This window comes from uncultured Jannaschia sp. (genome assembly GCF_947494055.1).
Lineage (GTDB): Bacteria > Pseudomonadota > Alphaproteobacteria > Rhodobacterales > Rhodobacteraceae > Jannaschia.
In genome coordinates this window covers 1-11,916 of sequence record NZ_CANLTR010000019.1, presented here as the reverse complement: position 1 = coordinate 11,916, position 11,916 = coordinate 1, and the positions used below count along the sequence as shown (strand labels likewise).

11 protein-coding genes are annotated in these 11,916 nt (G+C 66.3%); 6 read left to right on the top strand and 5 right to left on the bottom strand.

Annotated features, from left to right (window positions below; genetic code table 11):
* Positions 1 to 222 precede the first annotated feature (222 nt).
* Entirely contained in the window at positions 223 to 1,431 is a 1,209-nt protein-coding gene (locus Q1A87_RS14515) for a DegT/DnrJ/EryC1/StrS family aminotransferase (protein WP_299652591.1), read from the top strand.
* 74 nt (positions 1,432 to 1,505) lie between these two features.
* Here Q1A87_RS14515 and Q1A87_RS14510 read toward each other — a convergent pair whose 3' ends face one another.
* A complete protein-coding gene (locus tag Q1A87_RS14510) occupies positions 1,506 to 2,189 on the bottom strand; it encodes a fumarylacetoacetate hydrolase family protein (protein WP_299652588.1) in 684 nt (227 codons plus the stop codon).
* Positions 2,190 to 2,367: 178 nt separating this feature from the next.
* Between Q1A87_RS14510 and Q1A87_RS14505 the strand changes: the two genes are divergently transcribed.
* From Q1A87_RS14505 to Q1A87_RS14485, 5 genes are all read left to right on the top strand, one after another.
* Positions 2,368 to 3,048 (top strand): FCD domain-containing protein, encoded by a 681-nt coding sequence (locus Q1A87_RS14505; RefSeq protein ID WP_299652585.1) that lies wholly within the window; start codon positions 2,368 to 2,370, stop codon positions 3,046 to 3,048.
* Between the two features lie 64 nt (positions 3,049 to 3,112).
* A complete protein-coding gene (locus Q1A87_RS14500) occupies positions 3,113 to 4,117 on the top strand; it encodes an ABC transporter substrate-binding protein (RefSeq protein ID WP_299652582.1) in 1,005 nt (334 codons plus the stop codon).
* The gene (locus tag Q1A87_RS14495) at positions 4,114 to 4,977 is read left to right on the top strand and encodes an ABC transporter permease subunit (protein WP_299652579.1); all 864 of its coding nucleotides are present in this window, start codon (positions 4,114 to 4,116) and stop codon (positions 4,975 to 4,977) included. Before Q1A87_RS14500 ends, Q1A87_RS14495 begins: the two co-directional genes overlap by 4 nt.
* A complete protein-coding gene (locus Q1A87_RS14490) occupies positions 4,964 to 5,767 on the top strand; it encodes an ABC transporter ATP-binding protein (RefSeq protein ID WP_299652576.1) in 804 nt (267 codons plus the stop codon). Before Q1A87_RS14495 ends, Q1A87_RS14490 begins: the two co-directional genes overlap by 14 nt.
* A 103-nt stretch (positions 5,768 to 5,870) precedes the next feature.
* Complete coding sequence (locus tag Q1A87_RS14485) at positions 5,871 to 6,527, top strand: ABC transporter permease subunit (protein WP_299652573.1); 657 nt, start codon at positions 5,871 to 5,873, stop codon at positions 6,525 to 6,527.
* Between the two features lie 92 nt (positions 6,528 to 6,619).
* Here the strand turns inward: Q1A87_RS14485 and Q1A87_RS14480 are convergent, their stop codons facing one another.
* The 4 genes from Q1A87_RS14480 to Q1A87_RS14465 all read right to left on the bottom strand — a co-directional run.
* Positions 6,620 to 7,384 (bottom strand): SDR family oxidoreductase, encoded by a 765-nt coding sequence (locus Q1A87_RS14480; protein WP_299652569.1) that lies wholly within the window; start codon positions 7,382 to 7,384, stop codon positions 6,620 to 6,622.
* A 203-nt stretch (positions 7,385 to 7,587) separates the two neighbouring features.
* Positions 7,588 to 9,417: a TniQ family protein gene (locus tag Q1A87_RS14475; RefSeq protein WP_299652566.1), complete on the bottom strand. Its 1,830-nt coding sequence runs from the start codon at positions 9,415 to 9,417 to the stop codon at positions 7,588 to 7,590.
* A 1-nt stretch (position 9,418) separates the two neighbouring features.
* Entirely contained in the window at positions 9,419 to 10,393 is a 975-nt protein-coding gene (locus Q1A87_RS14470; RefSeq protein WP_299652564.1) for a TniB family NTP-binding protein, read from the bottom strand.
* Between the two features lie 264 nt (positions 10,394 to 10,657).
* The coding region (locus tag Q1A87_RS14465; protein ID WP_299652562.1) for a Mu transposase C-terminal domain-containing protein at positions 10,658 to 11,916 on the bottom strand (1,259 nt) is incomplete at its 5' end.

Genomic DNA, 11,916 nt, shown 5'->3' with positions numbered 1-11,916 from the left:
TGCCGCCTCGTGCCGGCACTTGCCGCCGCAGCATACCGGTTTCGTCGAGGCATGACCGAAAGGGCGTCGCAGGTGAAGCCACGGGTCGCTGTTTTCGGTGACGGTCGCGGCCGGGGCCGGCCGCGCTTCCCAAGGACGTTTCCCGCATGGCGGCGGGCACGCCTTCCCCGTAGGCTGACGACGCTGGCCCGGGCAGAGGAGGGCAGGGGAGGACCGACGACGATGCCGAGCCCACGTTTCCGCGGCAGCTTCACGCAGCAGGCGCCCATCCCCGAGGTCGGCATCGCCGCCGCGGTGGAGGTGATGCGCTCGGGCCGCCTGCACCGCTACAACACCGGTCCGGGCGAGGTGTCGGAAGCGGCCGCGCTGGAGCGGGACTTCGCCGCGTGGCAGGGGGCGCGGTACTGCCTCGCACTGGCCTCGGGCGGACAGGCGATGCAGATCGCCATGCGCGCCGCGGGGGTGGGCCCGGGCGATACGGTGCTCACCAACGCCTTCACGCTGGCCCCCGTGCCCGGCGCCATCGCGGCCCTCGGCGCGCGGCCGGCGCTCGTCGAGATCACGCTGGACCTCGTTCTCGACCTCGACGATTTCGACGCGAAGGCCCGCGCGACCGGCGCGCGGTTCCTGCTGCTGTCGCACATGCGCGGGCATCTGTGCGACATGGACCGGCTGATGGCGATCGCCGCCGCGCGGGGCGTCACCGTGATCGAGGATTGCGCCCACACGATGGGGGCGGCGTGGGCCGGGCGCCGGTCGGGCGGCTTCGGGCTGGTGGGGTGCTTCTCGACGCAGACCTACAAGCACATGAACTCGGGCGAGGGCGGGCTGTTGACCTCGGACGATGCGGGCTTCATGGCGCGCGCTACGATCCTGTCGGGCTCCTACATGCTGCACGACCGCCACGGCGCGGGGCCGGAGGCCGCGGCCTTCGCCGACGCCCGGCTCGACATGCCGAACCTCTCGGCGCGGATGGACAACCTGCGCGCCGCGCTGCTGCGCCCGCAGATCGGCGAGCTCGACGCGAACGTCGTGCGCTGGAATGCGCGCCACGACCGGCTGGCCGACCGGCTCCGTGGCCAGCCCGCGATCCGCCTTCCGGTCCGTCCGCCGCAGGAGCGTTACGTCGGCTCCTCGGTCCAGTTCACCGTACCGGGCATTGCGTCGGGCGAGGCCGCGGCCTTCGTCGCGCGCGCCGCGGCGGACGGGGTGGAGATCAAGTGGTTCGGCGCGGCGGAGCCCGCGGGCTTCACGTCCAGCCACCGCTCCTGGCGATACATGGAACCGCAAGCGCTGCCGAGAACGGATGCGGTGCTGGCCGGACTGTTCGACATGCGCCTGCCGCTGACCTTCGACCTCGCGGATTGCGACGTGATCGCGGAGATCATCGCGGACGCGGCGGCGGAGGCCGGTCTCGCCGCCGCCGAATAGCCGGGCGGACCGGTAGACGAGCCGGCTCGACCGCGCGGCGACGGATCGCCCGCGGCCAGTCCTGCGCCTTCGTCTCAGCTTACGGTCACGTTCAACGTGCCGAGCCCTTCGATCGTCGCCTCCATGACGTCGCCCCGGTTCACCGGGCCGACGCCCGAAGGGGTTCCGGCCATGATCACGTCGCCGGCGGCGAGCTCGAAATAATCCGACAGGTAGGCGATCATCTCGGGCACCTTCCAGATCATCTGGTTCAGGTCACCCTCCTGCGTCACCGCGCCGTTGACCTTCAGTTCGACCCGGCCCTCCGCGGGATGGCCGATCTCGGAGGCCGGGTAGAGCAGTCCGATGGGGGCGGAGCGCTCGAACGCCTTCCCGATCTCCCAGGGGCGGCCCATCTTCTTGGCCACGCCCTGCAGGTCGCGCCGCGTCATGTCGAGGCACACGCCGTAGCCCCAGACATGGTCAAGCGCGTCCTCCGTCGCGATGTCGCGCCCGCCGGAGCCGAGCGCCACCAGAAGCTCGACCTCGTGGTGAACGTCGTCGCTCTGTGCCGGGTAGGGGAAGCTGCCGGAGGCGTCGAGGTTGTCGGGGTTCTTCTGGAAGAAGAAGGGCGGCTCCCGGTCCGGGTCGTGCCCCATCTCGACGGCATGGGCGGCGTAGTTCCGACCGATGCAATAGACGCGGCGTACCGGAAAGGCCCCCCCGTCGCGGGTCGGGATCGTCGGGATGGGGGGTGCGGCAATCGCGTAGTCGGTCATGGGACGCCTCGTTCGAGCTTGGTTCACGCATGGCCATAGGCGATCTGAATTGGCTGATCAATCCAAATTGGTCAGAGTATATCGGTTTGGTCGATCTAAATTGGCCACTGGAGGCCGAGATACTTGACTATATCCGGCCAATCAGGCAGGGATCGGTCAACCAATCGGGTGAGCGACCTTGTACGACATCGACCAGATGCCGGATCCGGCCACGCAGGTCAGGACCTACATCCAAGAGGGCGGCTTCGGGCCGGGCGCGCGTCTTCCGGCGGAGCGCAGCCTGACGGAGACGCTCGGCCTGTCGCGTGCGACACTCCGGAAGGCGCTCGACGTGCTGGAGCGCGAGGGGCTGATCTGGCGGCATGTCGGCCGCGGCACCTTCGTGTCGCAGGAACGTCCGAGGGGCGGCGACGGTCCGCTGGTGGAGCTCGGGCTCAAGCTGACGCCGTTCAAGATGATGCGGGCGCGGATCTCGCTGGAGCCGGCCATCGCGCGGGAGGCGGCACTGAACGCCTCGCATGCGAACGCGATGGCGATGCAGGCGGCGCTCGACGGCTGCGTCTCGGCGGCGAGCTGGCACGAATACGAGGGGCAGGACGACCGGCTGCATCGCGCCATCGCGCAGGCCACCGACAACCTGCTGCTGCTGACGCTCTTCGATCAGCTCAACGAGGCGCGGCGCGCCGTCGCCTGGGGCAGCGTGGAGCGGACGACCGACCGTCCGCCGCGCGACCATACCAGCTTCGCCGAGCATCGCACGATCGTGGCGGCCATCCGGGCCCGCGATCCGCTTGCCGCCGATGCCGCGATGCGGGCGCACCTGCGCTCCGTCTCGGCGAGATTGTTCGAGGGGGAGTAGCCCCCTCGGGGTCGCGTCCGAGAGGCGCGACCGAAGTCCGAACGTTCTTTTGGGAGGAGAACACATGCGACATTATCCGAAGGCATCGTTCCTCGGCGCGATGGCGGGCCTCGTCCTAGCCGCGTCGACGACGGGCGCCACCGCGCAGACGGACACTATCCGCATCGCGCTCGCCGAGACGCCCTCCGCCGAGCTGGCGGCGTTCTTCGTCGCGCTCGACCGGGCGAAGGCGCAGGGTCTGGACTACGAATGGACCGCCTTCGCCGACGAGGAGCTCGCCATCCAGGCGGTGCTCTCGGGGCAGATGGATGTCGGCTTCGGCACGCCCTACGCGGCCATGCAGCGCTCGCGCGCCCCAATCCGAATCATCTACCAGCTTTCGCGGCTGATCTTCTTCCCGGTCACGACGAACACCTACGAGACGCTCGCCGATCTCGACGGGGAGCCGATCCTGCTGCATTCGCGCGGCGGCGGCACCGACTCGATCGCCAACGTCATCGAGGAGCGGGAGGGGCTCACCTTCGGCGAGCGCTCCTACGTGCCGGGTTCGGCCAACCGGGTCGTCGCGCTGATCGCCGGGCAGGCGGACGCGACGATCCTCGACCTCGCCAACAAGAACCGCATCCTCGACGAGGCCGGCGACAGGTTCCGTGCCCTGCCGATGTTCGAGGTGAACGCCAGCGACGAGGCGCTCTTCGCCAATCTCGACTGGATCGAGGCCAACGAGGAGGCGGTGGACATCTTCGTCGCGGCGCTCGCGAGCACCTGGGCCGACATGGCCGCGGACCCGACGATCATCGGCCGCGAGACCGATCCCGACGGGCCGATCGGGCGATTGCCGGAAGCGGTGCTGGGCGATCTCGACACCTTCTACGCCGAAGCGGTGGAGGGCGGCCTCTACGACCCGCAGGGCGGCGGCCGGAAGGCTGCTGAGGCCGATCTCGAATGGTACACCGCCGCGGGTCAGCTCGAAGGCGATCCGGCCTCGCTCGACATCGAGGATTTCTGGTACTTCGCGCCTCTCGACAAGGCCACGGGCGGCGCCGCGACCGAGAAGGCCTCGCAGTGATCCGCGCCGGGCGGTCCCTCGCCCGCGATGCGGGCAAGGGCGCGTCGGGCGGGCGGCCGCGGGTCACCGCGGGGACCGGGCGCGCGATCGACGCGTTCCGGACCCACCGGTCCCTCGCGCTCAAGGTCCTCTCCGCGGCGATCGTGTTCGGCGCGTGGGAGATCGCCGGGCGCGTTCCGGTCAGCTACGCCTTCCCCACCTTCATCAACTCGATGTTGGCGCTGATGCGCATGGTCTTCGACGGCTCGCTCTTCGTGGCCTACGCGGAGACGCTGCAGCCTCTGGTGATCGGCGTCGCGATCTCCGCGCTCGTGGGAATCGGGATGGGGCTCTGGATCGGTCTCAACGCCGCGTCCAGATGGCTGTTCTCGCCAATCTTCATCGTCATGCAGGCCGCGCCGCTCGCCGCGCTGATCCCGATCCTGGTGATGGTCTACGGCATCGGGCTCACCTCGAAGGTGTTCGTGGTCTGCATCATGGCGATGCCGGTGATCGTCCTGAACACGGCGAGCGCGGTCGCCAACACGCCCGGCTCGATCAAGGAGATGGCGACCTCCTTCATGGCGAGCGATCGCGACGTGCTGCTCAAGGTCGTCATCCCCGCCGCCTCGCCCATCATCTTCTCGGGGCTGCGCCTCGGCGTGTCGGCGGGCTTCATCGGCGCCATCCTGTCGGAGCTGAAGATCACGCCGACGGGTGTGGGCGACATCATCACCTACAGCCGGTCGGTCGCGGACTACCCGAGCATGTACGCGGCGATCTTCTCGATCATCCTGCTGGCGGTGGTCTTCCTCAATTTGCTCGAGACGCTCGAGAACCGGCTCTTCGAAGGGAACAACCGTGGCTATGTCTCAGATTGATCGAAGCCTCGGGCGCGCGGCCCCGGCCGCCCCGCCCGCCGATATCGCGGTGTCGGTCCGTGGCGTGTCGAAGAATTACGGCGACGTGCAGGCGCTCGAGAACCTGTCGCTCGACTTCCCGCGGGGGCAGCTCACCTCGCTGCTCGGCCCCTCGGGCTGCGGCAAGACGACATTGCTCAAGATCATCGCGGGCCTGATCCCGGCGAGCTCCGGTTCGGTCGAGGTGGATGGTCGCCCGGTCGAGGGGCCGGGCCCGGACCGCGCCTTCGTGTTCCAGGATTTCGCGCTCCTGCCCTGGGCCAGCGTGCTGCGCAACGTGGCCTTCGGGCTGGAACTGCGCGGCGTCGCCCGGTCCGAGCGGGAGGACCGGGCGGCGCGCTACATCCGGGAGGTCGGCCTGGCAGGGTTCGAGCAGAGCTTCCCGCACGAGCTTTCGGGCGGCATGCGCCAGCGCGTCGGCCTCGCCCGAGCGCTCTCGGTCGATGCCGACGTCCTGCTCCTCGACGAGCCGTTCTCGGCGGTGGACGAGCAGACGCGCCGCAAGTTCCAGGAGGACATGCTGGCGCTGGTCGAGACCGAGCGGAAGACCTTCATCTTCGTCACCCACTCGATCGAGGAGGCGGTCTACGTCTCCGACCAGATCGCCATCCTGCTGCCGCGTCCGAGCCGGGTGCACGAGGTGATCCGGCCGTCGATCTCGCGCGGCGGCGGCGGCAACATCCGCAGGGATGCCGAATATCTCGACATCGTGGACGAGATCTGGGCCTCGCTGCGAAGCTACGTGGAGTGAGCCGATCATGATGGTCTTCGGATACAGGTTGCCGATGATGTCCTCCCTGATCGTCTGGGGGCTCCTGTGAGAACTCGTCGGGCGGCTGGATCTCACCTTTTTCGTGCCGCCGCTCTCGGAGGTCGTCGTCACGCTGCTGGGTCTGGTGACGACGCCCTCCTTCCTCGATGCGCTGGCGACGACGGCCTACGCGTTCTGGGCGGGGGTGATCGTGGCGGTCGTCATCGGTATCCCCGTCGGCATCCTCATGGGACGGAGCCGGCTTCTCGACGAGTTGCTGCTGCCCTGGGTCAACATCTTCCTCAGCGCGCCGCTGACCGCGCTCGTGCCGGTACTGATGGTGCTGTTCGGGTTCGGCATGCGGACGATCATCATCACCACGACCCTGTTCGCGATCTGGATCATCATCCTGAACGCGCGGGCCGGGGTGAAGAACATCAACCGGTCGCTGGTCGAGATGTCGCGCTCCTTCGGTGCGACGCCGCTCGACGCCTTCTTCAAGATCTACGTCTGGGCGGCGCTGCCCGAGATCCTGGGCGGCGTGCGGATCGGAGTGATCCGGGCCGTCAAGGGCGTGATCATCGGCCAGCTGCTGATCTCGATCGTGGGGTTCGGGGCTTTGTTCGAGCTCTATGCCAGCAATTTCCTGATGGCAGAGTTCTGGGCCGTGCTGATCGTGCTGTTCGCCCTGGCCTTCACGCTGTCGGAGTTTCTCGCCTATCTGGAGCGCAAGATCGCGTATTATGCGGCGTCCCGCTGATCGGGGGCCCGGAAACCGCTTCGGGGGCAGGAGCCGGTAACGTCTGAGGCCTGCGGCGCATCGACGTTGTCGCAGGCGGCCCGCAAGCGCCGTCAGTCCCGCACCGACCAGCCACCGTCGATAATGAGCGTCTGGCCGGTCATCCAGGCGCCGGCTCGGCTCGCGAGGAAGACCGCGGGCCCGGCAATGTCGTCGGGCTCGCCCAGCCGCTTGAGCGCGTAGGTCTCCGCAACGCGAGCGGCGCGGGCCTCGTCCTCCCACAACGCGCGAGCGAAGTCGGTCCGCACCAGCGCCGGCGCGATGCCGTTCGCGCGGATGTTGTCGGGTCCGTAGGCCACCGCGAGGTTGCGCACGAGCTGCGCGTCGGCGGCCTTTGTCAGGGCATACATGCCGAGATTGTCGGAACCCTTGAACGCCGCGATGGAGGAGATCACGACGATCGCCCCGTCGCGCCGCGCCCGCATCCCCGGAACGACGCGGCGGGCGAGCCGCATGTTGGCGCGGACATTCGTGCGGATCGTCTTGTCGAACGCCGCGTCCGGCGTATCGAGGAAAGGCCCGTAATAGGGGTTCGCCGCCGCGTTGCAGACGAGAACGTCGACCGGGCCGAAAGCGGCCTCGGCGCCGTCCACGAGAGCTTCGAGCGCACCGTCCTTCGAGATGTTGGCGGCGATGCCCGTGGCGGTGCCGCCGGCCTCCGCGATCTCCTCGGCCACCCGGTCGCAATCCACCTGCGTCCGGCTCGACACGACGACACGGGCCCCGGCTTCCGCCAACGCCCCGGCGATGGCGCGACCGATGCCCTTGGTCGCGCCCGTGACGAGCGCGGTCCTGTCGCTCAGGTCGAACAATCGCATGCGGCTTCCTCCGGACCAGATGTAGGAAACATCGCCAAACGACCACAACGTCAAATCAATCTTCAATTTTCCTGAAGAGAACGCAGATCTCGACGAGACTACGCCGATAAAACTGCCATTAAGCCGTCGATTAACTTCCATCGGAATCTGAAAAAAAGAGCCGCCCGAAAGGGCGGCCTAAAGCATCGAGGGAGAATGGCGCGTCAGGTTCGAAGGCCTTCGGGTAAATCTGTCCTTCGATAGAGCGGTGCCTGCAAGGATTCTAGACCGACCTCGGGCGTTACGCCGGCCTCGCTGATGCGATGCTCGATCGCCGTCGGCGATGACCCCAGTTCCGAAGCAAGTCGATCAGGCAGGACGAACGTCTTGCGTATCATTTCCATCTCCCATGGCTCGACCCAGACGTCGCCGAGATCTCCGTCAGTCGCGGACCATGGAAACTCCTCCGGCCAGGCGATCTCACGTGGATCGGACTTGGCGGAGAGCCCGAGCATGTAAAGCGCGACTGTCCCGGCCATACCCCCGCCCGGACGCCAATCGTTGACCTGATCGACGACCCTTGTGCGGACCCGATCGATCGCGGCTCGGCCATTCAGCCGAAATACGGTTCGATCTGGATCACCCAGGATGCTCGAAACGAGGGAAACCAGGTCCGCCGCCCCCGTCCATGTGGGCACGAATGGATCGACAAGACCGGTCTGGCTCTCTCGAGCGATCGGGAATGACGCGATCAGCATCAACAAAGCCTGAAGGTCGCTCTTGTCCACGAAGGATCGATCGGACGCCCGGACGCCCAGCGTTACATCGAACGCCCCCAGAAAGCCTGCCGTCATCAGAGCATTGATCAGCCTCGTATCCGTTCCAAGCCATTGGGCGGCGTGCTCCGGTCGGACAGCCCGCATGACCAAATCTCGGACGTCGATGGCACCGCGGTAGTGTACGACCTGACGATTGGGCGGCAGCATGCGTTGATGGTCCCTTAGAAGCCCTCGGCGATGCAGTTCGTGTGCGTAACCCTCCACGTCGGTGATAAGGCCTGCGGTCGCGTCACTGATCCGGACGAGACACGGGGAGTCGATCTTCCTGCCGAACAAGGTCTGGCCGGGCTTGAAGGGGAAGCGTTGCCGAACCTTCTCGAAGACCATATCATGCATCGCGCCCGGTTCGTCCTGCCGCCCCCGGTATTGTAGCCAAGATGCCATCATGCCCAGAGCATGCACGGGCCGGAACCTGGAGGCGCATTGCAGACCGTGCTCATCGAGCATCTCGTCAAGGACGTTGAGAGGGCCGTCAGTGCCCTCCGAGACAGCATTCCAGCCGACAGCGCCCGCGCGACGCCAGTCATCTTCGGACATTTGCCTTAGCGTCTTCTCCGGGCCGAACAGAAGCCTTGCCCCAAGAATTTCGGTCGACTTGACGGCCAGATCGACGGGTTGCCCGTCAAGCCAGACCGGCCCCAACATCCCGTCGAAGCGTCCCATGAGGTAGCGTTCCAGCCCGGTCGGTACGGCAGGCTCCGCGGCATTGGCCAGATCTGCAAGAGCAAGTCCCGTTTCCGGAACCACTTCGCGCATGTCCAAAGGCGCCGAACCACCGCTTGACGATGGTCTCTCGTAAAGGCGAACCTCGTGCCGAACGCAGCTTCGGACCGGAGCGAAGGTCCAAAGCAGGCGGTGTCTGCGTCCGATGTGGGGATGATCGACACCAACCTCGTCTTCCACGAGACACTGCGCGCAGAACTTGGGATGCGACGCCGTCAGGTCGGCTTCGAAGCTCTGATCACGGAAGGTCCGCGTCCGCGCATCGGTATGGGTCACGGTGTTGCGCAGAACCGGTGCGGGATCCTGACCCGTGATTTTACAGAGAGCCATAACAGCCGATCGTACGCCGACCGCAAGATCGCCCACGGAGATCCCGATCTCGGTGAGAAATGAGTTGATCCTGCCATGCGTATGCAGTTCCGCCATCCGGGAGGCCCAGGATAGGGGGGTTTCGTCGTCGTCAAAGGGAAGGTTAGGCATGAGCTTCGTCATGTCAGCGACCTCCCGTACGCGAGGCAGCCCGGTGCCGGCGACGGGGCCGTTCGATCTCGATCGGGTCCGTCTCGATACTTTTCCAATTGCCGACGAGGAATACATTGCGCTCGGCTTCCGGACCCTCCTGCATCCCCCAGACAAGCGCGTAGTGCCATACCTCGAGACCGTCGGCCTCTGCCAGCAGGGCCTGCTCGATCGCGTCGATGGTCATCTCGATAACGCGGCCGAAACGATAGCGAGCCGCATGAAAGAGACGGGATACGAGATCCGGTTCGGAAGGCGGCCTCAGCCCGGCCCGTCTGCAACATTCGGCGATCCGATCGGTGAAGTCCGGACCGTCGATATGGGCGGTCACCGCCCGGGGCCGGATGACCGAGAAGCGGCGCTGGACCTGCGGATCGCTTCGGATCACCTCGTCGAGCTTGTTGGTACCTGACATTACGACGATAACCGCCTCGTCGCCTTGCATGAGCGCCTTCAGAAACCGCAGGATGAGATCACGGTCTGCGCAGAAGAGATCGTGCCCCTCGTCGATCCAGATCAGGCATTGGCCGAAGTCATGGAGTCGATCACGCAGAATATCGACGAGTTCCCAGATCGAACGACGGGAGGTCTCGATCGGGTATCCGGAAGCCTTGAGCAGCGCGTAGACCATCGACTTCAGGGAAGCGGGGCTTGGAACGGTCGCAAAAATCCAGGGCAGCGAGCCATCCGGCCGCTCCACGAGCGCGGGATACTTGAAGAGCCCACGGTGTACGGAATGCGTCTTTCCGTCCCCCGGATCGGCGACATACAAGATCGCGCGCGTCTCCCGGGTTCGCCCGAACCGCAGCGGGACGGGGATGGGAGCGCCCTCGGCGTCCCGTTCGAATAGCCGGTCGAGATGGGCGGTCATCTCGCCGTCCCGGTCCGAGGGGAAGTGGAGGGCACGAAGACCTTCGACGATGGTGTGAGTGCGCATGATGTCAGACATGGTTTGTCTCCAATAGGAGTGAAGGGAATAGTCGGCGGCGGGGCAGTTCGAGCCCGGAGACCGTCGCGAGACTAGGCCCCGCGACGTCGAGGGTCGCGGAGCGTGCCTATGAGATCTTGTGGCAGGAGGCTGTGGCTGGCCGGACGTCTCCGTGTCGCCGGGCCCTCTCAAGCCCGCACGACGACGAAGGACGGCAGAATTAGAGAAGGCCCCCCCGGAGGGGCCCCTTTGCATGCAGAATGCCGGGAGAAAGGCTTTCCATCGTCAGTCTTCCTCCGCGGCGAGGCCGCCCTTGCGGCCGTTGGTCGGCGTGACCCGTTTGGCAGGGACGCGCTCGTTGACCAGGGGATCGATTGGATCGGGGATCGGTCGCCCGATGCCGCCGTCATCGGCGGTGGACGTGGTCGGTTCCCGTAACGTCGTCCCCGAAAGGAGGGTTTTCTCGGCCTTTGCCAGACGCTCGGGCGACCAGTCGTCCATGGTCACGCCGGCTGCGAGCATGGCGTCGGCATTACGGGCCTCGATCGCCGCCAATGCGTCGAGCACGATGCGAAGGTCGATCTCCCGGGCCTGATGACGACCCGCACGAACGTCGCGAAGGGCCGTCAGCCAGCTTGCGGCGGGAACCCCGTCCAGCCCTTCGACGACCGCGGGGACGACATGCCACTCTTCACCGATCCGGACCGCGATGGAACCGACGTCCTCGGGATGCCAGCGGATGTCGACCTTGTGAGGATCGCGCCGGAGCATGTGCTGGGCGAGCGCGTGAGACTGGTATCTCACCCCGAGCACGATCACGCCCGTCTTTCCGAGGGAACGTTCGAGCCTGGTGCCAAAGATCATCCGGAAGCGGTCCATTGCCGGAGGCGCCATGACGCCGTATTCGCTGGAAAGGCGACGCCAGCAGGCCGCCGGCGTCTCCCCACCCAACCTTTCGTGCGGCGTATTGTGGTAGACGTCGACGACCCAGCGAACGAGCGCGAAAGCGATGTCCTCGATCGTGAGCGACACGTCCTTCGACGGGTCGCGATCTCCTTTAGCGAAGATGTCGCCGAAGGTGTGCCCGGCCAGACGCGCAGAGAGACCGCCCGAGATGGTTCGGAAGATCCGTTCTCCCGAACCGCGGAACTCCGGCACTCCGGCAGGTGCCCGCTCGAGCGTGATCAGGAGGTCCGCGCAGGCATGGCGAAAGACCTCCGAGCGGAACGCGGACCCGCAATCCGTAAGGATCGTTTCGGGCGTGCCATACATGTTCCAGGGCGATTGGGCCCCGACCAGATCTGCCCAGACGCCTTTGTCGGACAGGATCATCGCCAGTGTCTTCAGGGCCGCGGAGGCGTTCGCCGTCGGGGTCAGGGTCAGACCGACGATGCACCTAGTTGCGGCGCAGAGCGCGAGCGTCACGAGAAAGCGTCCGGTTCCCTTCTTGTTGAACCCGAGCTGATCCGTATCCGTCCGTTGTGACTGCTCTGACGGTGAGCCTCTGCTGTCGATAATGTCCATGATCGATAATGGACATCTTG